The 24,056-nt window shown below is 63.4% G+C and carries 26 protein-coding genes and 1 tRNA gene; 16 read left to right on the plus strand and 11 right to left on the minus strand.

Annotated elements, in window-relative coordinates; translation table 11 throughout:
- Positions 1-2: 2 nt before the first annotated feature.
- Genes GHT07_RS13680 through GHT07_RS13690 form a run of 3 tightly spaced genes read left to right on the plus strand, consistent with a single transcriptional unit; the run spans position 3 to position 3,000 of the window.
- Entirely contained in the window at positions 3-965 is a 963-nt protein-coding gene (locus GHT07_RS13680; RefSeq protein WP_153585656.1) for an aspartate carbamoyltransferase catalytic subunit, read from the plus strand.
- Positions 962-2,266 (plus strand): dihydroorotase, encoded by a 1,305-nt coding sequence (locus GHT07_RS13685; protein ID WP_153585657.1) that lies wholly within the window; start codon positions 962-964, stop codon positions 2,264-2,266. Before GHT07_RS13680 ends, GHT07_RS13685 begins: the two co-directional genes overlap by 4 nt.
- Positions 2,263-3,000, plus strand: coding sequence for a lysophospholipid acyltransferase family protein (locus GHT07_RS13690; RefSeq protein WP_153585658.1), 738 nt, complete (start codon positions 2,263-2,265; stop codon positions 2,998-3,000). The genes GHT07_RS13685 and GHT07_RS13690 overlap by 4 nt, the downstream gene beginning before the upstream one ends.
- Before the next feature lie 75 nt (positions 3,001-3,075).
- On the opposite strand, the gene GHT07_RS13695 is transcribed toward GHT07_RS13690, so the two are convergent.
- Positions 3,076-3,309 carry a hypothetical protein gene (locus GHT07_RS13695; protein ID WP_153585659.1) on the minus strand — a complete coding sequence of 78 codons (234 nt, stop codon included), beginning with the start codon at positions 3,307-3,309 and terminating at the stop codon, positions 3,076-3,078.
- Between the two features lie 129 nt (positions 3,310-3,438).
- Between GHT07_RS13695 and GHT07_RS13700 the strand changes: the two genes are divergently transcribed.
- Positions 3,439-3,513: transfer RNA gene (locus tag GHT07_RS13700), tRNA-Arg, on the plus strand.
- Positions 3,514-3,538: 25 nt separating this feature from the next.
- On the opposite strand, the gene GHT07_RS13705 is transcribed toward GHT07_RS13700, so the two are convergent.
- From GHT07_RS13705 to GHT07_RS13720, 4 genes are read right to left on the minus strand one after another with little or no spacing between them, the layout of a single operon-like run.
- Entirely contained in the window at positions 3,539-4,729 is a 1,191-nt protein-coding gene (locus GHT07_RS13705) for a vWA domain-containing protein (RefSeq protein WP_153585660.1), read from the minus strand.
- A gap of 11 nt (positions 4,730-4,740) precedes the next feature.
- Positions 4,741-5,661: a CPBP family intramembrane glutamic endopeptidase gene (locus GHT07_RS13710; RefSeq protein ID WP_153585661.1), complete on the minus strand. Its 921-nt coding sequence runs from the start codon at positions 5,659-5,661 to the stop codon at positions 4,741-4,743.
- Positions 5,658-6,251, minus strand: coding sequence for a GNAT family N-acetyltransferase (locus tag GHT07_RS13715; RefSeq protein ID WP_153585662.1), 594 nt, complete (start codon positions 6,249-6,251; stop codon positions 5,658-5,660). Before GHT07_RS13715 ends, GHT07_RS13710 begins: the two co-directional genes overlap by 4 nt.
- A 24-nt stretch (positions 6,252-6,275) precedes the next feature.
- On the minus strand, positions 6,276-7,130 hold the full coding sequence (locus GHT07_RS13720; protein ID WP_153585663.1) for an AAA family ATPase: 855 nt from the start codon (positions 7,128-7,130) through the stop codon (positions 6,276-6,278).
- A gap of 96 nt (positions 7,131-7,226) precedes the next feature.
- On the opposite strand from GHT07_RS13720, the gene GHT07_RS13725 reads away from it, so the two are divergent.
- Positions 7,227-7,937 (plus strand): c-type cytochrome, encoded by a 711-nt coding sequence (locus GHT07_RS13725; RefSeq protein ID WP_153585664.1) that lies wholly within the window; start codon positions 7,227-7,229, stop codon positions 7,935-7,937.
- Between the two features lie 62 nt (positions 7,938-7,999).
- Here the strand turns inward: GHT07_RS13725 and GHT07_RS13730 are convergent, their stop codons facing one another.
- Positions 8,000-8,434 (minus strand): DUF1841 family protein, encoded by a 435-nt coding sequence (locus tag GHT07_RS13730; protein WP_153585665.1) that lies wholly within the window; start codon positions 8,432-8,434, stop codon positions 8,000-8,002.
- A gap of 52 nt (positions 8,435-8,486) precedes the next feature.
- Between GHT07_RS13730 and pcaF the strand changes: the two genes are divergently transcribed.
- A complete protein-coding gene (pcaF, locus tag GHT07_RS13735; protein ID WP_153585666.1) occupies positions 8,487-9,692 on the plus strand; it encodes a 3-oxoadipyl-CoA thiolase in 1,206 nt (401 codons plus the stop codon).
- Positions 9,693-9,704: 12 nt separating this feature from the next.
- On the opposite strand, the gene GHT07_RS13740 is transcribed toward pcaF, so the two are convergent.
- The 3 genes from GHT07_RS13740 to kefF form a co-directional block, all read right to left on the minus strand.
- Positions 9,705-12,920 (minus strand): PAS domain-containing hybrid sensor histidine kinase/response regulator, encoded by a 3,216-nt coding sequence (locus tag GHT07_RS13740; RefSeq protein WP_153585667.1) that lies wholly within the window; start codon positions 12,918-12,920, stop codon positions 9,705-9,707.
- A 102-nt stretch (positions 12,921-13,022) separates the two neighbouring features.
- Positions 13,023-14,861: a glutathione-regulated potassium-efflux system protein KefC gene (gene kefC, locus GHT07_RS13745; protein ID WP_153585668.1), complete on the minus strand. Its 1,839-nt coding sequence runs from the start codon at positions 14,859-14,861 to the stop codon at positions 13,023-13,025.
- The gene (gene kefF, locus GHT07_RS13750) at positions 14,861-15,517 is read right to left on the minus strand and encodes a glutathione-regulated potassium-efflux system oxidoreductase KefF (RefSeq protein ID WP_228488342.1); all 657 of its coding nucleotides are present in this window, start codon (positions 15,515-15,517) and stop codon (positions 14,861-14,863) included. The genes kefC and kefF overlap by 1 nt, the downstream gene beginning before the upstream one ends.
- Before the next feature lie 18 nt (positions 15,518-15,535).
- Here kefF and GHT07_RS13755 point away from each other — a divergent pair, with 18 nt between their 5' ends.
- Positions 15,536-16,153 (plus strand): ParA family protein, encoded by a 618-nt coding sequence (locus GHT07_RS13755; RefSeq protein ID WP_153585669.1) that lies wholly within the window; start codon positions 15,536-15,538, stop codon positions 16,151-16,153.
- A 28-nt stretch (positions 16,154-16,181) separates the two neighbouring features.
- Entirely contained in the window at positions 16,182-16,637 is a 456-nt protein-coding gene (locus tag GHT07_RS13760) for a MaoC family dehydratase (protein ID WP_153585670.1), read from the plus strand.
- Here the strand turns inward: GHT07_RS13760 and GHT07_RS13765 are convergent.
- Both GHT07_RS13765 and GHT07_RS13770 read right to left on the minus strand, forming a co-directional pair.
- Positions 16,618-17,094: a tRNA (cytidine(34)-2'-O)-methyltransferase gene (locus GHT07_RS13765; protein ID WP_153585671.1), complete on the minus strand. Its 477-nt coding sequence runs from the start codon at positions 17,092-17,094 to the stop codon at positions 16,618-16,620. The two genes, GHT07_RS13760 and GHT07_RS13765, sit on opposite strands and share 20 nt — an antisense overlap.
- Positions 17,094-17,633 carry a ComF family protein gene (locus GHT07_RS13770; RefSeq protein WP_323740934.1) on the minus strand — a complete coding sequence of 180 codons (540 nt, stop codon included), beginning with the start codon at positions 17,631-17,633 and terminating at the stop codon, positions 17,094-17,096. Before GHT07_RS13770 ends, GHT07_RS13765 begins: the two co-directional genes overlap by 1 nt.
- A gap of 189 nt (positions 17,634-17,822) precedes the next feature.
- On the opposite strand from GHT07_RS13770, the gene GHT07_RS13775 reads away from it, so the two are divergent.
- The 8 genes from GHT07_RS13775 to GHT07_RS13805 all read left to right on the plus strand — a co-directional run bounded on the left by GHT07_RS13775 (position 17,823) and on the right by GHT07_RS13805 (position 24,047).
- Positions 17,823-18,734: a methyltransferase domain-containing protein gene (locus tag GHT07_RS13775; RefSeq protein WP_153585673.1), complete on the plus strand. Its 912-nt coding sequence runs from the start codon at positions 17,823-17,825 to the stop codon at positions 18,732-18,734.
- A gap of 39 nt (positions 18,735-18,773) precedes the next feature.
- Positions 18,774-19,250, plus strand: a complete 477-nt coding sequence (locus GHT07_RS13780; protein ID WP_323740935.1) for a DUF2244 domain-containing protein — start codon at positions 18,774-18,776, stop codon at positions 19,248-19,250.
- Between the two features lie 77 nt (positions 19,251-19,327).
- Complete coding sequence (gene coxB, locus GHT07_RS13785; protein WP_153585674.1) at positions 19,328-20,488, plus strand: cytochrome c oxidase subunit II; 1,161 nt, start codon at positions 19,328-19,330, stop codon at positions 20,486-20,488.
- 39 nt (positions 20,489-20,527) lie between these two features.
- Positions 20,528-22,222, plus strand: a complete 1,695-nt coding sequence (gene ctaD / locus GHT07_RS13790) for a cytochrome c oxidase subunit I (RefSeq protein WP_153585675.1) — start codon at positions 20,528-20,530, stop codon at positions 22,220-22,222.
- 21 nt (positions 22,223-22,243) lie between these two features.
- Complete coding sequence (locus tag GHT07_RS21515) at positions 22,244-22,357, plus strand: cytochrome oxidase small assembly protein (RefSeq protein ID WP_228488343.1); 114 nt, start codon at positions 22,244-22,246, stop codon at positions 22,355-22,357.
- A gap of 7 nt (positions 22,358-22,364) precedes the next feature.
- The gene (locus GHT07_RS13795; protein WP_153585676.1) at positions 22,365-22,937 is read left to right on the plus strand and encodes a cytochrome c oxidase assembly protein; all 573 of its coding nucleotides are present in this window, start codon (positions 22,365-22,367) and stop codon (positions 22,935-22,937) included.
- A gap of 8 nt (positions 22,938-22,945) precedes the next feature.
- The gene (locus GHT07_RS13800; protein ID WP_153585677.1) at positions 22,946-23,125 is read left to right on the plus strand and encodes a DUF2970 domain-containing protein; all 180 of its coding nucleotides are present in this window, start codon (positions 22,946-22,948) and stop codon (positions 23,123-23,125) included.
- Between the two features lie 40 nt (positions 23,126-23,165).
- Positions 23,166-24,047 carry a cytochrome c oxidase subunit 3 gene (locus GHT07_RS13805; RefSeq protein WP_153585678.1) on the plus strand — a complete coding sequence of 294 codons (882 nt, stop codon included), beginning with the start codon at positions 23,166-23,168 and terminating at the stop codon, positions 24,045-24,047.
- The last annotated feature ends 9 nt before the right edge of the window (positions 24,048-24,056 follow it).

Raw genomic sequence — 24,056 nt, forward strand, 5'->3', positions numbered from 1 at the left:
CCATGCTGTACAAGCGCAACCCGCAACTCAACAAGAACGGCGAACTCGTTCACCTGCTCTCCATCGAGGGCCTGCCGCGCGACATCGTCACGCACATCCTCGACACGGCTGCAAGCTTCGTGAGCGTGAGCGACCGCGAGGTCAAGAAGGTGCCGCTGCTGCGCGGCAAGAGTGTGTTCAACCTGTTCTTCGAGAACTCGACACGCACACGCACCACCTTCGAGATCGCGGCCACACGCCTGTCCGCCGACGTGATCAATCTCGACATCGCGCGCTCATCGGCCTCCAAGGGCGAGTCGCTGCTCGACACGATCGCCAACCTGTCAGCGATGGCTGCTGACCTGTTTGTCGTGCGGCACAGCGAGTCGGGCGCGCCGTACCTCATCGCGCAGCATGTCGCGCCGCATGTGCATGTGATCAATGCGGGCGACGGCCGGCACGCGCACCCCACGCAGGGGCTGCTCGACATGTACACGATCCGTCACTACAAGAAAGACTTCTCGAACCTCACGGTGGCCATCGTGGGTGACGTGCTTCACTCACGCGTGGCACGCTCGGACATCCATGCGCTCACGACGCTCGGCTGCGCTGAAGTGCGCGTGGTCGGCCCCAAGACGCTCGTGCCCGGCGACATGGCGCAGATGGGTGTGCGTGTGTGCCACTCGCTCGAAGAAGGCATTCGCGATTGCGACGTCGTCATCATGCTGCGCCTGCAGAACGAGCGGATGAGCGGTGCGCTGCTGCCATCGTCGCAGGAGTTCTTCAAGAGCTTTGGCCTCACGCCCGAGAAACTGCAACTCGCCAAGCCCGACGCCATCGTGATGCATCCGGGGCCGATCAATCGCGGTGTCGAGATCGACTCTGCGGTGGTCGATGGCAAACAGAGCGTGATCTTGCCGCAGGTCACATTCGGCATCGCGGTGCGAATGGCGGTGATGAGCATCGTTGCAGGGAACGACGCATGAACATACTGATCAAAAACGGCCGCGTGATCGACCCGGCCTCGGGGTTCGACAAAGTCAGCGACATCGCGATGGCGGCGGGCCAGATTGTTTCGATCGGCGCAGCGCCAGCTGGCTTTTCGCCCGCAAAGACCATCGACGCTACCGGCTGCATCGTCGCGCCGGGCCTTGTCGATCTCGCGGTGCGGCTGCGCGAGCCGGGGCACGAACACGAGCGCATGCTTGAGAGCGAAATGGCAGCCGCCGTCGCAGGCGGCATCACGAGCCTGGTGTGCGCGCCCGATACCGAGCCCGTGCTCGATGAGCCGGGCCTGGTCGAAATGCTGAGGTTCCGTGCAGAGAAGTTGCATCAGGCGCGCGTGTTCCCGCTCGGCGCCCTCACACGAAATCTCGAAGGCGAAATCCTCACCGAAATGGTCGAGCTCACCGAGGCCGGCTGCGTCGGCTTCAGCCAGGCGGAGATTCCGCTGGCGAACACGCAAGTCATGCTGCGCGCCCTGCAGTACGCGGCCACTTACGGCTACACGGTGTGGCTGCGGCCGCAAGAGCAGTTCCTGGGCCGCGGCGTTGCAGCAAGCGGCGCGCTGGCCACGCGGCTTGGGCTTTCCGGCGTGCCTGTGGCGGCCGAAACCATCGCGCTGCACACGATCTTCGAACTGGTGCGCGCGACCGGGGCGCGCGTGCACCTCTGCCGACTGAGCAGTGCGGCGGGCGTCGACCTGCTGCGTGCTGCCAAAAAGCAGGGCCTGCCGGTGACTGCCGACGTCAGCATCAACTCGCTGCACCTGACGGACAACGACATCGGCTACTTTGACAGCCGGCTGCGCCTGAACCCGCCAGTGCGCCAGCAGCGCGACCGCGACGCGCTGCGTGAAGGCCTGGCCGACGGAACGATCGACGCGCTGGTCTCCGATCACACGCCCGTCAATGAAGACGCAAAGACCTTGCCGTTCGCGGAAGCAGAGCCTGGTGCCACGGGCCTGGAGTTGCTGCTGAGCATGGCGGTCAAATGGAGCGACAACAGTGGCGTCGCGCTCAGTCGTGCGCTCGCCGTGTTGACGCATGAGCCGGCCAAAGTGCTGGGCGCGTCACTGGGCACTTTGCAGTCCAGCGCGGGCCGGCTCGTAGAAGGCGGTGTCGCCGACTTGTGCATCTTCGATGCGGCGGCGCACTGGACCGTGACGGACGCCGCGCTGCGCAGCCAGGGCAAGCACACACCGTTCTCGGGTTACGAAGTGCCGGCACGCGTGCGCTGCACGATCGCTGCCGGGCAGGTCGCCTACGAAGGCTGGGCGCAGGCTTGAAACTTCTGCGAGCGGTGTGGACGGCATTGCGCGTGATCGCGCAGGTATTGTCCGGCGTGGGCATCATCCTCACGCAGTTCAAGCGCATCGACCAGCCAGCGCGCGAAGCGCACGTGCAGGCCTGGGCCAACCGGATGTTGGGCGCCCTGGGCATCACGCTCGAAGTGCGCGGCGAACCCGTCGCACAGGGGCCAACGATGATGGTCGCCAATCACATTTCGTGGCTCGACATCCTGGTGATGCACGGCGCGCGGTACTGCCGCTTTGTGTCGAAGGCCGACGTGAAGCACTGGCCACTGATCGGCACGCTGGCAACGGGCGCTGGCACGATCTACATCGAGCGCGAATCACGGCGTGATGCGCTGCGTGTGGTGCACCACATCGCCGAGAGCCTGCAGCGCGGCGAAGTGGTCGGGGTGTTTCCTGAGGGCACGACCAGTGACGGGCTCGGCCTGCTTCCCTTCCACGCCAACATCATTCAGGCGGCGATCGCAGCGCATGCACCCGTGCAGCCCGTTGCGCTGCAATACGTTGATTCGGCCACTCGCGGGGCGAGCCTCACGCCGTGCTACGTCGGCGACGACACGCTGGTCGGCTCCGTGTGGAAGCTGTTGACGGGTGCGCCTGTGACAGCAGTGGTCAGCTTCGGCCCACCGCAGCAATCGCAGGGGCGCGATCGCAGGGCGTGGGCGGCTGATCTGCGCACGGCAGTAGGCTCGCTCAGGCAAACCTGAGGCAAGTGCACCGGCGGCACGCAAGGCATGCCGCGCACTCAGCCAGCTGCGCGGCAAGGCCGGCGCGGGCCGCCGTCACGCTTCGTCCAGGCCCTCGACGCGGGCCGCACGTGGCGGCTTTCGAAAAAGCACTTCACCCGTCGGAACATGCACAACACGGATCTCGCTCGCTGGCGAGGTGAAGCTCTTGGCAGCAATGCTGATGGCGAGCGCGTGGTCGCTCACGGCGTAAGACTGTGAACCCGACGCGGGCCAGAACCGGCCAATGATGGGCTGGTTGCTTTCAATGCGGTAATCGGCGGAAGTCATGGGGCCTCTCCTGTGATTCGCAGGATGCAGGTTACGCCGATCCGGTGGCAAATGGATGAAAGAAATCGCACAACACTGCGTAAAGTCTGCGCTGCGCTGCAACATGACGGACCTTTACAATCGCCGCACGCCGCCGTAGTTCAATGGATAGAACGAGCGCCTCCTAAGCGCTAGATACAGGTTCGATTCCTGTCGGTGGTACCAGCTTTCACGGGTACGTGAACCCTCACTACTTCGACAGCAACCGCATCGCCTCTTCCAGCCCCTTGATCGTCAGCGGGTACATGCGCTGGTTCATCAGTTGCTGCATCACGCTGATCGACTGGCGGTACTGCCAGACTCCCTGTGGCTCGGGGTTGATCCAGGCGAATTTCGGGAAGGCGTTGGTTAGGCGCTGCAGCCACTCGGCACCAGCTTCCTCGTTGTTGTATTCGACGCTGCCGCCCGGCTGCAGGATTTCATACGGACTCATCGTCGCGTCGCCGACGAAGATCAGTTTGTAGTCCTTGTTGTATTTGCGGATGATGTCCCACGTCGCGAACTTCTCGCTGAAGCGGCGGCGGTTGTTCTTCCACATGAAGTCGTACACGCAGTTGTGGAAGTAATAGAACTCCAGGTGCTTGAACTCCGCCTTCGCCGCTGAAAACATTTCCTCGACGCGGTGGATGTGCTCGTCCATCGTGCCGCCCACATCCATCAACAACAGGATCTTCACGTTGTTGTGGCGCTCGGGAATCATCTTGATGTCGAGCCAGCCCGCGTTGGCAGCGGTGGACTTGATCGTGTCGTCCAGATCCAGTTCGTCGGCCGCGCCTTCACGCGCGAACTTGCGCAGCCGGCGCAGCGCTACCTTGATGTTGCGCGTGCCAAGCTCCTGCGTATCGTCGTAGTCTTTGTAAGCGCGCTGGTCCCACACCTTCACGGCGCTCTTGTTGCGGCTCTTGTCCTGGCCGATGCGGATGCCCTGTGGGTTGAAGCCGTACGCGCCGAACGGCGACGTGCCGCCGGTGCCGATCATCTTGTTGCCGCCCTCGTGGCGTTCTTTCTGCTCTTCGAAGCGCTTCTTGAGCGTTTCCATCAGCTCGTCCCAGCCCATCGCCTCGATCTTCGCCTTCTCTTCGGCGCTGAGTTCGAGCTCCAGGTTCTTGCGCAGCCACTCAAGCGGCAAGTCCTTGGTGAAGTCCGCGACCATCTCCACGCCCTTGAAGTAGGCAGCGAAGGCGCGGTCGAATTTGTCGTAGTGCTTCTCGTCTTTGACGAGCGATGTACGAGCGAGATAGTAGAAGTCGTCGACGCTCCAGCCGTCTTCACTCGCGGGGCCGACGACGCCTTTTTGCACGGCTTCGAGCAGGACGAGGTACTCCTTCACCGACACCGGCAACTTCGCGCTGCGAAGCGTGTAGAAGAAGTCGATCATCATGGCGTCGTCTCCTAGGGGGCGGTCGCTTCGATTGTCTTGTTCGACCGCCATCTGCGAACGAAGATCGTCCGGTGACGGTATGCGTAGTTGAGCATCCACGCCGATGCGACCAGGCTCAGCGCGACTGCAACCACCGATGCTTCCGCGCCAAATGCGCCGCCGCTGAGCCACTCGTTGCCCGGGCGGGTCGAGATGAGCCAGCCTTTCGCCGCGCCGCCTGAGACAGGCACGCCGAACACTGTGCCCTGCACGAAGTTCCACGCCATGTGAATGCCCATGACCAGCGGCAGCGAGCGCGTGAGGTGATACACGAGCCCGAGCAGGACGCCTGCTTCAACGGCAATCGCGAACGAGCTCCACACAGTGGCGCCCGGATTCATGATGTGCACTCCGCCGAAAAACAGCGCGGAGATGGCAAGCGCGGGCCACGTGCCCAGGCCTTCTTCGGCGATGCGAAAGATGACGCCGCGAAAGACGATTTCCTCGGAGACAGCAGCGCCCAGGCCAACCACCAGCAGCGGCTTGACCCAATCCACGTCGTCTTGCGTGCCTGTGACCACGTAACTGCCAGCCAGCCACATCACGCCGATCGTCGCTGCGATGAAGGCCGCGCCAAAGAAGATGCCGGCCAGGCCGTGCGGCACGACTTTGCGCCACGCGAGTTCGACCGGCGTGCGCTTCTCGATGAAGTACACGAGGATCCAGTACGCGCCAACAAACGGAACCAGCTGCCTCACCAGGATCGACAGGCTCTGTGGGTTGACCGGCGTCCCTCGCACGTCCAGGCCCATCAGGCGCGCACCCACGGTCAGCATAGCGAGCGCGGCTGCGGCCATCAGCAGGAAGATGACGATTCGCGCGAGCGGCGAATAGACCAGCCGCCGCTTCCATTTTCTGGCGTCCGCCGGGGTCTGATAGGCGATCGTGTTCATCGTGGCTTGGCCATCAGGTAGTTCAGTTGCGCCTTTGCTTCGGGCCATTCGCCGGCGGTCATGCTGTACATGACGGTGTCGCGCACAGTGCCGTCGCGGCGCGGCGCGTGGTGGCGCAGCACGCCGTCTTTTTTCGCGCCCAGCCGCTCGATCGCGCGCTGGCTCGCAAAGTTGAAGTTGTCCGTGCGCCAGCCCACGAGCTTCGCGCCCAGTGTTTCAAAGGCATGCGTCAGCAGCAACAGCTTGCACGATGTGTTCACGTGGCTGCGCTGCCAGCTCTGGCCGTACCACGTGTAGCCGATTTCGAGCCGTTCGATGGCGGGCACGATGTCGTGATAGCGCGTGGTGCCGATGACTTTGCCGCTCGCTTTGTCGCGCACCACAAAAGGCAGCATGTGGCCGTCGGCGAAGCCTTTGAGCGCGAAAGCCACATAGGCCGGCGCTTCCCCGGGGGCGGGCACGGAGGTGATCCGCAGGTTCCACAATTCGCCGTCCTGGGCGGCGGCTTCGATGCCGCCGACGTGGTCAGCGCTCATCGGCTCCAGCCGCACCAGCGGCGTTTCGAGCGTGCAGGGTTCTGGCTTGAGCATCGTGCGTGACGTATCAGGCGGGCATCACCGGTTGTGGCGCTGCATGAACACGAGCTTTTCGAACAGGGTCACGTCCTGTTCGTTCTTCAGCAGCGCGCCCACCAGCGGCGGCACCACCACCTTGTCGTCCTTGCTTTGCAGCGCCGCGAGGGGGATGTCTTCTGCGACGAGCAACTTCAGCCAGTCGAGCAGCTCGCTCGTCGAAGGCTTCTTCTTCAGGCCCGGCAAATTCCGCACGTCGTAAAACGTCTTCATCGCGAGCGTGAGCAGATCTTTCTTCAGGCCAGGGAAGTGCACGTCGACGATCTGCTTCATCGTGTCGGCGTCCGGGAACTTGATGTAGTGGAAGAAGCAGCGGCGCAGGAATGCGTCGGGCAGCTCTTTCTCGTTGTTGGACGTGATGAACACGAGCGGGCGGTGCTTCGCCTTGACCAGCTCGCGGGTTTCGTACACATAGAACTCCATGCGGTCGAGCTCGCGCAGCAAGTCGTTCGGGAATTCGATGTCAGCCTTGTCGATCTCGTCGATCAGCAGTGCGACGGGCTGCTCCGCCGTGAAGGCCTGCCACAACACACCGCGGACGATGTAGTTATGGATGTCCTTGATCTTCTCGCCGCCGACGATGTCCTTGAGCTGCGAGTCGCGCAGGCGGCTCACGGCGTCGTACTCGTACAGGCCCTGCTGCGCCTTGGTGGTCGACTTGATGTGCCACTGCAAAAGTGGCATGCCGAGCGCCTGGGCGACTTCTTCGGCCAGCATGGTTTTGCCGGTGCCGGGTTCACCCTTGACGAGCAGGGGGCGCTGCAAGGTGATGGCAGCGTTGACGGCCAGCATCAGGTCTTGCGTGGCAACGTAGTTCTGGGAGCCTTGAAACTTCATGGATGACACTCGGGTGGGCAGACCGGGGAGAAAGGTGATGGGCCGGCGCGCAGACGCCGCATATAATCGAAGGTTGATTCGGATTGTGATCGCAAAATGACCAAGTTGTTGACCACGCTTTTCGCCCTGACTGTCGCTTTCGTGACGGTGTCGGCCCAAGCACAAACCGCAGCGCCTGCTGCACCGGCGGCCCCAGCTGCAACGCCCGCGGCGAAGGCAGCCACCCCCAAGTCACTGGAAGCCAAGGCCGCCATGTGCATCGGCTGCCATGCGATCAAGGGCTACCACGCCACATTCCCTGAGGTCTATCGCGTACCGATGATCGCGGGACAGAACGCGAAGTACATCGCCTCTGCCCTCACGGCTTACAAGAACGGTGACCGCAAGCATCCGACGATGCGCACCATTGCCGCCAGCCTGAGCGAGCAGGACATCACCGATCTGGCTGCGTACTACGAGAGCGAAGGCAAGGCCGAACAGAAGACGCTGGCCGACAAGCCCAACGTGGAGCCGAACGCGCAAGTCTCGGGCCTCATGCAAAAAGCAGCTTGCGTCTCGTGCCACGGTGCCAACTTCTCCAAGCCGATCGACCCGAGCTATCCCAAGATCGCGGGCCAGCACCCTGACTACCTGTTCGTTGCCCTGAAGGCTTACAAGACCGAAGGCAACCCGCAAGTGGGCCGCGCCAACGGCGTGATGGGCGCCATCGCCAAGCAGTTCACCAATGCCGAGCTCAAAGAGCTTGCCAACTATGTGGGCAAGCTCGACGGCGAGCTGGTCACCAAGCCCCAAAGCCGGATGCGCTGAACCCGGCGCTTCGCAACGACAAGGCCCCGCGCGGGGCCTTTTTCATTTTCAGCGGCGGGTTTCTAGTCCTTGGTGGCGCGCCTTTGCACGCAGGCGACGTAGGCATTCCCGTCCGGTGGCCGCCCCGACCGCTGGCTCTCCCACAGCATCGTGCCCAGGCATTCCATCGCTTCATGGTGCGCGTCATGCACCGACCCACGGCGCGCAGCGAGCAATTCGACGGCCTGGCGGATGCCGCGAGGCTGGTCGATGGAGCATTGCTCGCTGATCGACAAGTGCATCGACAAATGCAAAAACGGATTTGTCTGGCCATCCGCGCCGTCGAACGACTTGGCAACGGCTGCGTCTGCATCCGCCATTTCGGCGTCGTACTCCGGGTGTTCCGCCAGCCACTGGCCCGCCAGCGTCTGCAGCGCGTCCATGGGTTGCGCGTTGCGCTGTCTTGCATGCACATCGCAGAAGAAGCGGCGCACCTCTTCCTGGGAAGGATTGAACATAGGCGGCCAGCGTAGCACGCGAATAAACTCCCCGGAAACCGCGGAGACTTTCATGACAACCCACGCCTTCATCTGCGATGCGATCCGCACGCCGTTTGGCCGCTATGGCGGCGCACTTTCATCGGTCCGTACGGACGACCTGGCCGCCATCCCGCTGCGTGCCTTGATGGCGCGCAACCCGAATGTGGACTGGCAGGCCGTGACAGACGTGATCTACGGCTGCGCGAACCAGGCGGGCGAAGACAACCGCAACGTGGCGCATATGGCCAGCCTGCTGGCGGGGCTGCCGCTGGAGGTGCCCGGCGCCACGGTCAACCGCCTGTGCGGCTCAGGCCTCGATGCGATCGGCATTGCAGCGCGTGCCATCAAGTCAGGCGAGGCCACGCTGATGATCGCTGGCGGCGTCGAGAGCATGAGCCGCGCGCCGTTCGTGATGCCCAAAGCCGAGTCAGCTTTTTCACGCACGAATACCGTGTATGACACGACGATCGGCTGGCGCTTCATCAACAAGCTGATGAAGGAAAAATACGGTGTCGACTCCATGCCCGAGACTGCTGAAAATGTGGCGAGCGACTACAAGATCGAGCGCGAGGCGCAAGACCGCATGGCACTCGCTTCGCAAATGAAAGCAGTGGCCGCGCAGAAGGCCGGCTTCTTTGATGCGGAGATCACGCCCGTCACCATTGCGCAGAAAAAGGGCGATGCCATCGTCGTGTCAAAAGACGAGCATCCGCGCGAGACCAGCATGGAGTCGCTGGCCAGGCTCAAGGGCGTTGTCAGGCCCGATGGCACCGTCACCGCCGGCAACGCGAGCGGCGTGAACGATGGATCGTGCGCGCTGCTGATTGCCGACGAGCAGACGGCGGCCCGCTACGGCCTGACTGCGCGTGCCCGCATCGTGGGCATGGCGACAGCCGGCGTGCCGCCGCGCATCATGGGTATCGGCCCTGCGCCTGCCACGCAGAAGGTGTTGGCACTCACAGGCCTCACGCTCGAGCAGCTCGACGTGATCGAGCTCAATGAAGCCTTTGCGGCGCAAGGGCTCGCCGTGTTGCGCACGCTCGGCCTGCGCGATGACGACGCGCGAGTCAACCCGAATGGTGGTGCCATCGCGCTTGGGCATCCGCTGGGTGCGTCAGGCGCACGCCTTGCCACCACGGCCGTCAATCAGTTGCACCGCACGGGCGGGCGCTATGCGCTGTGCACGATGTGTATCGGCGTCGGCCAGGGCATCGCGCTGATTCTCGAGCGCGTCTGAGCGGCTGGCCGGCTAAGCCGGCACCGGCTCGATGGCCAGCGCTTGCATGAGGGCGTCGAGCAGTTCGGCCAGTGGCGCTTCGAATTCAGCAAGCAGTGCCGACACGCGCGTGGCGTCTTCATGCTGCCTGAGCGCCAGCTCCAGCGCGTCTGCGCGTGTCTGCACCAGCGTCGCGCCTATGTTGGCGGCCACGCCCTTGGACGTGTGCGCGAGCCTTTCCGCCGTGGCCGTGTCGCCTGCATCAAGCGCATCGCGCAGTTCCTGCACCACGCTGGCTTGCCCGGCGCAGTACCGCCGCAGCATGGCCAGATACAGCGGCTTCTTGTTCATCATGTGCGACAGGCCAAGCCTGGTGTCGAGGCCGCTGACATTTTGTGGAATGCCGTCGGCGCCAAGCGAGGGGGCCCCTGGTGCAGGCGTCTGCGCAGCAGCGATGTGATCGTCTGCCGGCGCAATCCAGCGCGCCAGCACTGTTGCCAGCGCCTGCGGATCGATCGGCTTGACGATGAAGTCGTTCATGCCCGCCTCCATGCAATTGCGACGATCCTGCTCCATGGCGTTGGCTGTCATCGCGGCGATGGGGAGATCGGCCATGCCCGGCAGGCCGCGTATCGCGCGCGTGGCTGTAACGCCATCCATCACGGGCATCTGCATATCCATGAAGACCAGGGCGTAGCGGGTCTTCTGGACCATCTGCAGTGCCACGAGACCGTTGTCCGCGACGTCCACCGTGACGCCTGCGTCTTCCAGCATTTCGCGGGCGACTTGCTGGTTGATGTCGTTGTCTTCCACGAGCAGCACGCGGGCGCGACGGTGCGGTGCGCGCAGGTCGTCAGCAACTGCGACAGTGGTGGTGCCACGCGACGCGGGGCGGGAGCTGCCCAGTGCGCTCATCGTGGTGTCAAAGAGCAGCGAAGGCGTCACGGGTTTGACCAGCACATCGCGGATTCCGGCGTCGTGCGCTTCCTTGCGCGCCTCTTCGCGGCCATAGGCCGTCACCATCAGAACCATCGGAGGTGACTTCAGGCCGAGTGCGCGAATGCGTCGAGCCGTCTCCATGCCGTCGATGTCGGGCATGCGCCAGTCCAGGTACACCACGTCGTAGCCTTGCCCGCTGGCGGCGGCGCGCTGCACTTCATTGATGGCGGCCAGCCCGCTCGCCGAGCCGCCGGTCGTGAAGGTCATGCCCGTCAGCATCTCGGTGATCACGGCCCGCGCCTGGTCGTTGTCATCCACCACCAGCGCCCGACGGCCGCGCAGGTCGGGATTGGGCAGCAGCTCGCGCTTCCTGGCGGCGCTGATACCGACCCGGGCGCTGAACCAGAACGTGCTGCCCTTGCCGAATTCGCTTTCGACGCCGACATCGCCGTCCATCAGGTCCACCAGCCGCTTGGAGATCGCCAGGCCCAGGCCCGTGCCGCCGAAGCGGCGCGTGGTGGATGAGTCGGCCTGCGAAAAACTCTGGAAGAGCCGGGACTTTTGCTCCGCGGTCAGGCCGATGCCGGTGTCGCGCACGCGAAAGTGCAGCAGCACGTCGGCATCCGTGCGTTCGCTGGCGCGAACCGAGATGACGATCTCACCGCTCTGCGTGAACTTCACCGCGTTGTTCGAGAGATTCAGCAGGATCTGCCCGAGGCGCAGCGAATCGCCGATCAGGTGGCTCGGCACATCCGGCGCCACTTCGAACACCAGCTCCAGGCCTTTGGCATGGCACTTTTCGCTGATGACGCTGCTCGTGGTGTCCAGCAGCTTCTCGACTTCGAACTCGGCCTGCTCCAGGTCCATCTTGCCGGCCTCGACCTTGGAGAAGTCCAGGATGTCGTTGATCACGCCCAGCAGGTGCTGGCCCGAGGTCTGGACTTTGGTGATGTAGTCGCGCTGGCGCTCTGTGAGGTCTGTCTTGAGCACCAGGTGCGACAGGCCAATGACCGCGTTCATGGGCGTGCGGATTTCGTGGCTCATGTTCGCCAGGAAGTTCGACTTCATGCGCGTCGCTTCCTCGGCGATTTCCTTGGCATGGCGAATCTGCTCTTCCTGCCGGCGCCGCTCGGTAATGTTGCGGCTGATGCTCAGCACGCCCTGCGCCTGGCCGTCTTCATCCCACAGCGGGGACACCACGGTGTCGTAGAGGACGCGCCGGCCATCGAACAATGTCACCCATTGCTCGCACGACTGCTCCTGCAGCAGCGCCCTCGTGCGGTCCTCGCAGGCCTGGATCTCACGTGCAACGTCGCTGGGGAACAGGTCGTGCGCAGTGAGGCCGCAGATCGATTCGGCGGTGCGGCCGACCATCGAGGCGAAGGCCGTGTTGCAGCGGATGTACCGCCCGTCACAGTCCTTGTAGACGATCACGTCTGAAATCGAGTTGATCAGGGTGGCGAGCGTGGCCTCCTGGCGGCGCTTGCCTTCTTCCGCGCGTTTGAGGGCAGTGACATCCCTGAAGGAGCAGATGTACATCGCTTCGCCCGCGCCCTGCGTCAGGAAGGCGGTGATCTCCACGTCGCGCAGGCTTGCGTCCTTGCGGCGATGCTGGGATTCGAATGTGACAGGGCGCTTGAATTTGTCGAGCGCCGCATCCAGTGCCGGCAGTTCCGTCAGCTGGAACTTGCTGTCGAAATCCGTGAAGCACCGGCCCAGCAAATCGGCCTGCGTGTAGCCGAGGTGGCAGCACGCGGCAGGGTTGGCGTAGGTGACCTTGCAGGTGAGCCGGCTGAGCCAGATCATCGGGCCCGAGTTTTCAAGGACCAGATGGTTGAACATCATCTTGCCCTCGTAGCGAAGCCGCTCAGTCACATCGCGGAAGGTGATGATGCCGCCCACCGTGCGGCCATGCACGCGCTGCGGCGTGACATGGCGCTCCAGTGTGCGGCCATCCTTCAACGCGATGAAATGCAGCGATTCGCTGTCGGGGTTGAGCCGGCGCTGCGCAATGTGGTCGAGCAGCTCCTGCGGATTCGCCATCTGCTCGCACTGCAGCGCAATCACATCGGCGGCGCTCAGGTCGGCCAGTTTTTCTTCAGGAATGCGCCACATCTCGATGAAGCGGATGTTGAAGTACACCGACCCGTCTGAAAATTGCTGGGTGAGGATGCCGTCGCTTGCGGAATCGAGCGTGGACACCAGCATGTCATGCGAGGCGCGCAGCGCTTCAAGTTCTCGAAGGCGAGCTTGCAGCTGTTGCTCGGATTCGGCCAGCGCGAGCGCAAGGTCGTTGACGGTTCTGTCCATCGGACCATGACACCATCGCCAGGCGCTGGCCGCTTAAGCAAATTGCCTAGTCAGGTTAAGGCAAAGGCAGGGCGGCAAAAGCCACGCCAGGCGCCCCAGGGTTCAGGAGCCGCCCCAGCCTCGGGGCTGATCGCTGCGTTCGCGGCGGCGCTTGTCGCTCTCGGCGCGCTCCTGCGCCATCTGCTCTTCGAGTTGCTGGCGGCCCTGCTTGACGACGGCGATGAGCTTGGCGCGGTCCTTGTAGTGCGGATACATCTTCTCGAACAGCTCGACGTTGTGGCGGCGAAAGCGCACGGCCAGGTTGCGCGCTTCGTGCGGTGGGTAGCCCAGCACTTCGAGCACCGTGCGCGCGCTGCGCAGGCTCGCTTCAAACACTTCGCGCTCCACCCGCGTGATGCCGCGGTCGCGAAGGCGGTTCCAGTGCGTCACGTCGCGCGCACGGGCAATGAGTTCGAGGTGCGGGAAATGTTCGCGCGCGAGATCGGCAATTTCGAGCGATTGCTCGGTATCGTCCACCGCGATCACCATGATCTTCGCGGTGTCGGCGCCTGCGGTGCGCAGCAAGTCGAGCCGGGTCGCGTCCCCGTAGAACACCTTGTAGCCGAACGAGCGGGCCGCCTCGATCATGTCGGCATCGTGGTCGAGCACCGTGGCCGAAATGCCCTGCGCCCCCAGCAGGCGGCCGATGATCTGCCCGTAGCGGCCGAAGCCCGCGATGATCACCGGCGCGTGCTGCTGCTCGCTGATTTCGTCGAGCTGCGCCACGTTGCAGTAGGCCCATCGCGGCAACAGCAGCTTGTCGATCGCCACGAGCACCAGCGGACTCAGCAGCATGGAGACTGCGACCGCGCCGATCAGCAACGACGATGTTTCAGGCTGCAGGATGTTTGCGCCCGTTGCCGCCTGGAACACCACGAAGGCGAATTCACCGCCTTGCGCGAGCAGCAGCGTGAACACCGGCCTTTCCTGCATGGGCAGGTTCATGCCGCGCGAAATGCCGTAGATCACCGCGCCTTTGACGGCCATGAAAGCCAGCACGATGATCGCCATGAGGCCGGGGGACTTCGCCAGCACGCCAAAGTCGATGCTCATGCCGACGGCGATGAAGAACAGGCCGAGCAAGAGCCCCTTGAACGGCTCGATGTCGGTCTCCAGTTCGCGGCGGTACTCGCTCTCGGCAAGCAGCACACCGGCCAGGAAGGCGCCAAGCGCCATCGACATGCCCACGAGCTGCATCAGCGCCGCAATAGCCACCACCAGCAGCAATGAAGCCGCCGTGAAGATCTCCGGCGTCTTGCTCTTGGCGATCCAGCGCAGCAGCGGGCGCAGCAGAAGACGGCCACCCACGACGATGCCCGCCACCACGCCGATGGCCTTGAGCGCTTCAAGCCAGGCGCTGCTGCCGGCATCGCTGCCGCCCGTGCTGCCCAGCAAGGGCAGCAGAGCGAGAATCGGGATGGCTGCCACGTCCTGGAAGAGAAGAATCGAAAAGCCCGCCTGCCCGCTCGACGTCGGCAGCAGGTTGCGCTCGCCCATCACTTGCAGGGCGATTGCCGTGGACGACAGCGCGAGCCCCAGCGAGGCCACCAGTGCAATTCGCCACGGCACGCCAGCCGCGATGGCGACGGCGCACAGGACCACCGCGCAGGCGGCGACCTGGGCTGTGCCCCAGCCGAAGATTGGCCGGCGCAAGGCCCAGAGGCGCTTGGCTTCCAGCTCCAGGCCGACCAGGAACAGCATCAGCACCACGCCGAATTCGGCGAAATGGAGGATGTCCTGCACGTTGGTCACCAGCCTCAGCCCCCAGGGGCCGATGGCGATGCCGGCAGCGAGATAGCCAATGATCGACCCCAGGCCGAGCGCGCGCGAAAGCGGCACGGCAAAGACGGCTGCGCCCAGGTAGATCAGGCTGTTGGTGAGCCAGGCAGGTGCGTGTTCCATCAGCTGGTGGCCTCGCTGGCAGGGCGGTCAGATACCGGCACTTCACAGGCCGGGCATTGTTCGAGCTCGTCCAGCTCAGGCCATTGCGGCCAGCTGGCGAGGCGCTCGCTGAAAGTCTTCACGTGGTCGGTCACCGCTTCGTCGCTGGCCGAATGTGCGCCATGCAGCACCATTGGCGGCAAAAACCGCATGCCGCACAAGGCGGCAGTCTGTTCGTAGGGCGGCAGGAAGGCATCGAAGAAGTAGCGGTTGTAGCTTTGAGGGTGATACGACGATTCGGGGCCGCCCGTGGTCGCGACGAGCCAGATGTCCTTGCCGCGCAACGCTGTGCCTCTGGTGCCGTAGGCCCAGCCGTAGGTAAGCACTTCGTCCATCCAGAGCTTGAGCAGCGCCGGCATCGAATACCACTGCACCGGGTGCAGCAGCACGATGAGCGATGCTGCAGCTGCGGCCCCCTGTTCGGCGGCTACATCGATGTCGTAGTCGGGGTAGAGGGAGTACAGGTCGTGCACCTTCACGCCCTGCGTGCTGCGTGCCGCATCCATGAGCTGCCTGTTGACGCGCGAGTCCCGCCAGTCGGGGTGGGCCGCCAGAACGAGAACCTGTGCGGGTGTGCCGCCTTTTACCAACTCTTCCATATCGGTAACATAGCCCATTCGTCAAGGAGACTCATCATGCCGGTCGTGGTTGTTGCCAATCCCAAGGGCGGAGTCGGAAAGTCCACGATGGCCACCAACATCGCGGGTTACTTTGCCAGCCAGGGCCACGCCGTGATGCTCGGGGACGCCGACCGCCAGCAATCCTCGCGATTGTGGCTGGGTCTGCGTCCGCCTGCAGCGCGGCCGATTTCAGGCTGGGACGCGAGCGACTCGCGCCTGGCCAAGCCGCCCAAGGGCACGACGCACGTCGTACTCGACACGCCGGCGGGCCTGCACGGCAAGATGTTCAAGGAGGCATTGCAGCTGGCCGACAAAGTGGTCGTGCCGCTGCAGCCGAGCATCTTTGACATCTATGCCACGCGTGCATTTCTTGACGAACTCGCCGAGCACCGCAAGGCCGGCAAGATGCAGGTGGGCATCGTCGGCATGCGCGTGGACCCGCGCACCATCGCCGCCGATCACCTCAAGGAGTTCGTCGAAGGGCTCGGCCTGCCGGTACTCGGCTATGTGCGCCATACGCAGAACTACATCCACCTGGCCGCGCGCGGGCTGACCTTGTTCGACGTGGCGCCGGGCCGCGTCGAACGCGACCTTGAGCAATGGCAGGGCATCTGTCGCTGGCTGGACAAGTAGGGCGCGGCACGTTTGCTACATTGGGCCGATGAAAATTTTCCAGACGCTGGGCGAGCTGCCCGCCTTGATCGGCCAGGAAGTCACGGTAAGCGACTGGCTCACCATCACGCAGGAACAGGTCAACCTGTTCGCGCAGGCCACGGGCGATCACCAGTGGATCCATGTGGATGTGGAACGCGCGAATGCCGGGCCGTTCGGCGGGCCCATCGCGCATGGATTCCTGACCTTGTCGCTGCTGCCCAGGTTCTTCGAGACGTCGATGGCGATCACCGAGTCGCGCATGGGCGTGAATTACGGCCTGAACAAAGTCCGCTTCATGTCACCTGTGCCAGTGGGCAGCCGCCTGCGTGCGCGGATGAAGTTGCTTGCATGTGACGGCATCGACAACAACGGCATGCAGATGAACTGGCTCGTCACGATCGAGCGTGAAGGCGCAGACAAGCCCGTGTGCGTGGCCGAGTCGCTTACGCGCCGCTATCCATAGCAAAGCCGTTCTGGCGCCACGCTTCGAAGACTGTCACCGCAACGGCGTTGGAGAGGTTCAGGCTGCGCTGGCCCGGGCGCATGGGCAACTTCAGGCGCTGCCCTTCGGGGAACGAGTCGCGCAGCGCTGGTGCAAGACCGCTGGTCTCGCAGCCGAAGACGAACCAGTCGCCGGGCCTGAACGCGACGTCGTGCACGGGCTGTGACCCGCGCGTTGTCATCGCGAAGATGCGCGACGTGTCCGGGTTCATCGACGCGATGAAGGCATCCCAGTTGGCGTGTCTGCGCACTTGTGCGTATTCGTGATAGTCCAGCCCTGCGCGGCGCATCAGGCGGTCTTCCATCGAAAAGCCGAGCGGCTCGATCAGGTCGAGCGTGCAGCCTGTGTTGGCCGCCAGGCGAATGACGTTGCCCGTGTTCGGTGGAATCTCGGGCTGGACCAGGACGATATGGAACATCAGTGGGGCTCGTCGGTGCGCGCGAAGACCAGGCCCGTGACGCTGGCGGCGCCCGCCTGCCGCAGTGCCTGCGCTGCCGCATGAAGTGAGGCGCCGCTGGTCATCACGTCGTCAACGAGCACGATGCGCTTGCCTTTGACTGCCGCGACGCGCAGCGGATCGACCGCGAATGCGCCCCTGACGTTGGCCAGCCGCGCCTGAAGGTCAAGGGCTGCCTGCGCAGGCGTTTCGCGCAGGCGCAGCAGGAGTGACGAGACGGCCTTGCGCGCATCCAGTTGCTTCGCCAGCTCGAACGCCTGGTTGAAGCCGCGCTGCGCGAGGCGGGGTGCAGAAAGCGGCATCGGCACGAGCAACTGCGCTGCGTCGAGCGCTGGCTCGGTCCAGGGCGCGCTGCGCATCAGCATCGCGAATGCGCGTGCCCAGCCAGCCTGGCCACGAAACTTGAATTGCGTGATGAGTTCGGACCACGGGTAGTCGTAGGAGACTGCGGCGTGACACGCGTCCAGCGGCGGCGGCGACGCTGTGCATCGGGCACACACTGTGTGGCTCGATCCGAGTGGCAAAGCGCATCGGCTGCATCTGCGAAGTGGTTGGGCAAACCGGCCCACACAGGGCTCGCAAACGGGATGGGCAGGAAAGCGATGGCACACCGCGCAGTGGCCCGGAAGGCGTGAGGAAATCCCTTCTAACGTTCGACCGAGCATCGGGTCAATATACTCGTTCGACCCATGACCTCTGCGCGTCCGCCCACCATCGATCCCGTTGCCGCAGCGCGTTGGGAGCATGCGCAGCTGGCGAACTCGCCATGGCTGCACGAAGAGGTCGGCCGACGCATGGAAGAGCGGCTCCAATGGATCAGGATGCAGCCCGCTGCGTGGGCCGACTGGCATCCACTGCGCGGTGGCTTGCAAGCGCATGACCTGGTGCGAAAGCGCTACAAGAACGCGCAATGCCGGGTGGTCGAAGCCGACGATTCGCGTGCGGACCTGGCCCGACGCGCCCTGGCCGGGCCGTGGTGGCGGCGCATGGGCGCACCGGGCCTGCTGGCGGGCCCGGTTCCCGACGGCGGGGTGCAACTGCTCTGGGCGAATATGGCGCTGCATATGTCGGCGGATCCGCAAGCCCTGATTGCACAGTGGCACCGGGCGCTGGCGACCGACGGCTTCCTGATGTTTTCCTGTTTTGGGCCGGACACCTTGCGCGAGTTGCGTGCGCTCTACGCGTCGCAGGGCTGGCCGCCCCCCGCGCATGACTTCACCGACATGCACGACTGGGGCGACATGCTTGTGCATGCTGGCTTTGCCGAACCCGTGATGGACATGGAGCGTATTACGCTCACCTGGGCTTCTGCCGACAAACTGCTCGGCGAGCTGGCGCAGCTGGGGACGAACCTGCATCCGGCGCGGTTCCCGGGCTTGCGTGGGCGCACGTGGCGGGCCGCGCTTGAACAGGCGCTGACAGGCGCGCTCAGCGGCGGGGACGGCCGGCTTGCCCTGACCTTCGAGATCATTTATGGCCATGCTTTCAAGCCTGCGCCTCGCGTTCGAATGAGCGAGGAGAGCGCCGTGTCGCTGCAGGACATGCGCGCACTGCTTCGCTCGGGTGGACTTGACCGTGTTCGCGAGAGGAGTCGGGAATAACCCGCGCTACAATGTCGGGTTGATTTTCGAGCCTGATCCGTGCCGAACCCCGTCTTTCGATTCGCCACCGTCCAGGACCAGAGCATTCACTGGTTCCTGAAGCGCAATTGCTCGGTCACGCCTGCCCAGTTGGGCTGGCTCTATGCCTCGCTGTGCGTCGTGTCGTTGTCGATTGGTGTCTTTTTCTGGTTTCATGGTGCGGTGCTGGTCCTGCCGTTTGCCTGGCTTGAACTTGCGGCTGTCGGTATTGCCTTCCTGGTGTATGCGCGGCATGCGAGTGACGGAGAGCGAATATCGCTGCAGGGTCGGCAACTGGTGGTCGAGCTCGAAAGCGCAGGCCACCTGCAGCGAGCGGAGTTCAATCGCGACTGGGTTCGGGTGGAGCCAGGCGGCAGCGGCAGATCGTTGATCGAGCTGTCCGGGCAGGGCCGGCGGGTGAATGTGGGGCGTTATGTTCGCCCGGAACTTCGTCCCGCATTGGCGCAGGAGATTCGTCGTGCATTGCGCGGCGCCTGAGGAAGTATGCAGAAGACCGCAAGGCCCTGAGGGCTTCGCGAACCGGTTTGAATGAAGGCTTGAGCAGTTAAGAAACCATGAAGAGCATGAATACCAAATTGGCCTCGCTGTTGTTCGCGCTTGGCGCCATCAGCCCGGCGGCTCACGCCGTCAACGACCTGCCCGGCGGCCCCGCCGTCCGCCAGCTGAACCTGCATCCCGCAGTCACGCGAATTGCCGAAGAGCAGGCATGGCTTCACTGGTTCATGCTGATCACCTGCGTTGTGATCTTCGTGGCGGTCTTCAGCGTCATGTTCTATTCCATCTGGAAGCACCGCAAATCGGTGGGCCACAAACCGGCCAACTTCCATGAGTCGGTGACGGTTGAAATTATCTGGACCGTCATTCCCTTCCTCATCGTCATCGGCATGGCACTGCCGGCCACCAAGGTGCTGGTCGCGTCGAAGGACACCACCAACGCAGACCTGACGATCAAGGCCACTGGTTCCCAGTGGAAATGGGGCTACGACTACCTCAAGGGTGAAGGCGAAGGCGTCTCGTTCCTGGCTACGCTGGACAGCACGCATCGCGAACTCTCCAACGAAGGCGCCCACGGCGTCATGCCGGACAACTACCTGCTCAAGGTCGACAATCCGCTCGTCGTGCCAGTCGACAAGAAGATTCGCATCATCACCACCGCGAACGACGTGATCCACTCCTGGGGTGTTCCCGCTTTCGGCGTGAAGCAGGACGCGATTCCCGGTTTCGTGCGCGACACCTGGTTCCGTGCCCAGAAGACGGGCGACTTTTACGGCCAGTGCTATGAGCTGTGCGGCAAAGAGCATGCCTACATGCCTATCCACGTGAAGGTCGTCTCGGCTGCTGAATACACGGCGTGGGTCGATGGCCAGAAGAAGGCCATGGCGGCCAAGCAGGATGACCCGGCCAAGGTCTGGACACTTGCTGACATCACGCAGCGTGGCGAAAAGGTCTATGCGGCCAATTGCGCGGCCTGCCACCAGGCCAACGGCAAGGGCGCAGGGCCGATCATGCCGCTCGACGGCTCGGCACTCGTGCTCGACGCCGACAAATCCAAGCAGATCAACGTGCTGCTGAATGGGCGCAATGCGATGCCGGCATGGAAGCAGCTGTCCGACACCGAGATCGCCGCTGTGATCAGCTACACCAAGAATCACTGGTCGAACAGCACCGGCCAGCTCGTGCAGCCGTCGGAAGTGCTGGCCCAGCGCGGCAAGTAATCAGCCCAGCCGCTGCAAACGTATTCCAAGGATATCCAGATGAGCGCCGTTCTAGACCATCACAACCACGATCACGCCCACGATGACCACCACCATGCCCCCACGGGCTGGCGCCGCTGGGTCTATGCGACGAACCACAAAGACATTGGCACGCTGTACCTGCTGTTTTCGTTCGCCATGCTGATGTTCGGTGGCCTGCTGGCCATGTTGATCCGCCTCGAGCTGTTCCAGCCCGGTCTGCAGTTCGTGAATCCGGAGCTGTTCAACCAGCTGACGACGATGCACGGGCTGATCATGGTGTTCGGCGCGATCATGCCGGCCTTCGTCGGCTTCGCGAACTGGATGGTGCCGCTGCAGATTGGCGCGCCTGACATGGCGTTCGCGCGCATGAACAACTTCAGCTTCTGGCTGCTGATTCCTGCTGGCCTGATGCTCGTGGGCTCGTTCTTCATGCCCGGCGGTGCACCCGCCGCCGGCTGGACGCTCTACGCGCCGTTGACGCTGCAGATGGGGCCGTCGATGGACGCCGGTATTTTCGCGATGCACATCCTGGGCGCGTCGTCGATCATGGGCTCGATCAACATCATCGTGACCATCCTGAACATGCGCGCACCCGGCATGACGCTGATGAAAATGCCCATGTTCTGCTGGACGTGGCTGATCACCGCTTACCTGCTGATCGCCGTGATGCCTGTGCTGGCCGGCGCCATCACGATGACGCTGACGGACCGCCACTTCGGCACCGTGTTCTTCAACCCCGCCGGCGGCGGCGACCCGGTGATGTACCAGCACATCTTCTGGTTCTTCGGCCACCCCGAGGTGTACATCATGATCTTGCCGGCCTTCGGCATCATCAGCCACGTCGTGCCAGCATTCGCCCGCAAGCGCCTCTTCGGCTATGCCTCGATGGTGTACGCCACCTCGTCCATCGCCATCCTTTCGTTCATCGTGTGGGCGCACCACATGTTCACCACCGGCATGCCGGTGACGGGCCAGTTGTTCTTCATGTACGCCACGATGCTGATTGCGGTGCCGACAGCCGTGAAGATCTTCAACTGGATCGCCACGATGTGGCAGGGCTCGATGACATTCGAGACGCCCATGCTGTTCGCGGTTGGCTTCATCTTCGTGTTCACGATGGGCGGGTTCACCGGCCTGATCCTCGCAATGGCGCCGATCGACTTGCTGCTGCAGGACACGTACTACGTGGTGGCGCACTTCCACTACGTGCTGGTGGCGGGCTCGCTGTACGCCATGTTCGCCGGCTTTTACTTCTGGGTCCCCAAGTGGACTGGCGTGATGTACAACGAAACACGCGGCAAGATCCACTTCTGGTGGTCGCTGATTGCGTTCAACATCACCTTCTTCCCGATGCACTTCCTGGGTCTGGCCGGCATGCCGCGCCGCTATGCCGACTACCCGATGCAGTTCGCTGACTTCAACATGATCGCGTCGATCGGTGGCTTCGCGTTCGGTCTGGCACAGGTGTATTTCTTCTTCTTCGTCGTCCTGCCCTGCATGCGCGGCAAGGGTGAGAAGGCGCCGCAACGCCCCTGGAACGATCCGGATGGCAAGGGTGCGGAAGGCCTCGAATGGGAAGTGCCTTCGCCGGCACCGTTCCACACGTTCGAGACGCCGCCTGTGCTCGACCCGACGGCTACCCGCGTGCTCGACGCGCGCGTCATGCCCGAGCGTCACGAAGCCGTCGTGCTTGGTGCGAATCACGCTCACTGACCAGCAAGAGTGCCTGACGCCATGACGCAAGAGCAACAGAAGAAGGCCAATGCCCGGCTCGCGCTGATTCTCGGCTCGATCGTTGCCGTGTTCTTCTTCGGGTTCATCGCCAAGATGTACCTGTTGGGGCATTGAACCCGCAATGACCCTGCGCGCAGAAAACGCCAAGATGGTGGGCAAACTCGCCGTGGTCACGGCTGGCATGTTCGCCTTCGGCTACCTGCTGGTGCCGCTCTACAAGCACATCTGCGAAGCAACGGGGATCAACATCCTCTCGCTGTCAGAGCGGCAGGTGCCCGGTGGCGGGACTGCTGGCGCCAGCGTCAATCTCAACACGCAGGTGGACACGAGCCGCACGATCACGGTCGAGTTCGACGCAAATGCGCGGGGCCCGTGGGAGTTCAAACCGGCGACGCGCTCAGTGGACGTTCATCCTGGCGCGCTCACAACGGTGATGTACCAGTTCCAGAACGTGCAGGACCGCCGCATGTCTGCGCAGGCAATCCCGAGCTACGCGCCGCATCAGGCGGCAGCGTACTTCAACAAGGTCGAATGCTTCTGCTTCCAGCAGTACACGCTTGAGCCCGGCGAGAAGAAAGAGTGGCCCGTCGCATTCGTGATCGACCCCAAGCTGTCGAAAGACGTGAAGACGATCACCCTGTCGTACACATTCTTCGAGGTCGGCGGCAAGACGCCACCGGCTCCGCAATCGTGACCGCGACCATGAACATCGGACGCACGATCAAAGCGGTTGCCTGGTCTTTCATCGGCATCCGCAAAGGCAGCGAGTCCCAGCAGGACATGGGCAACCTCAACCCCTTTGCGATCATCGCCGTGGCCCTGGTGGGTGTGGCCCTGTTCGTCGGCGGATTGATCGCGCTGGTCGGCTGGGTGGCGAAGTGAGCGAAGCAATCGAAAGCAATTACGGATATCAGGAGTCGAGATGAGTACCACTACACCGGGCACCACGCCCCACTACTTCGTTCCCCAGCCGTCGCGCCACCCGTTCATGGCGTCAGTTGGTTTGCTGGCCATCATCTTCGGTGCAGGGCAATGGATCAACGGCGCAGGCTGGGCCATGTACGTGATGCTGTTCGGCTTCCTGTGGCTGTTCACGGTGCTGTTCCAGTGGTTCAGCGAGGCCATCGGAGAAAGCCAGAGCAACCAGTACGGCCACAAGGTGGACATGTCGTTCCGCTGGAGCATGAGCTGGTTCATCTTCTCGGAAGTGATGTTCTTCGGTGCGTTCTTCACAGCGTTGTGGTGGATGCGTTCGCACTCGGTGCCTGCACTCGGCGGTCTTGAGAATTCCCTGATCTGGCCAGACTTCAAGGCGGCATGGCCGAGTATTGCGCCTGGCACGACGGCTTCGCCCGCGAACATCATCGAGCCGTTCCAGACCATGACGCCGTTCTGGCTGCCAACAATCAATACGGCACTGCTGCTGTCGTCCGGCGTGACAATCACCATTGCCCACCATGCGCTGCGCGAGAACAAGCGCGGCCGCACCATTGCGTTCATGTGGGTCACCGTCCTGCTCGGCCTGACGTTCGTGTGCGTGCAAGGCTACGAATATTTCCACGCCTACCATGAGCTGAATCTCAAGCTCACGTCAGGCGCCTATGGCTCGACCTTCTACATGCTGACGGGCTTCCATGGCTTCCATGTGCTGGTCGGCATGCTGATGCTGTTCTTCATCACGCTGCGCCTGATGAAGGGCCACTTCACGGCAGATAACCACTTCGGCTTTGAAGGCGCTGCCTGGTACTGGCACTTCGTCGACGTGGTGTGGCTGGGCCTGTACACGCTGGTGTACTGGCTGTAGGCGATCCGC

This window comes from Caenimonas koreensis DSM 17982, assembly GCF_009646335.1.
Lineage (GTDB): Bacteria > Pseudomonadota > Gammaproteobacteria > Burkholderiales > Burkholderiaceae_C > Ramlibacter > Ramlibacter koreensis.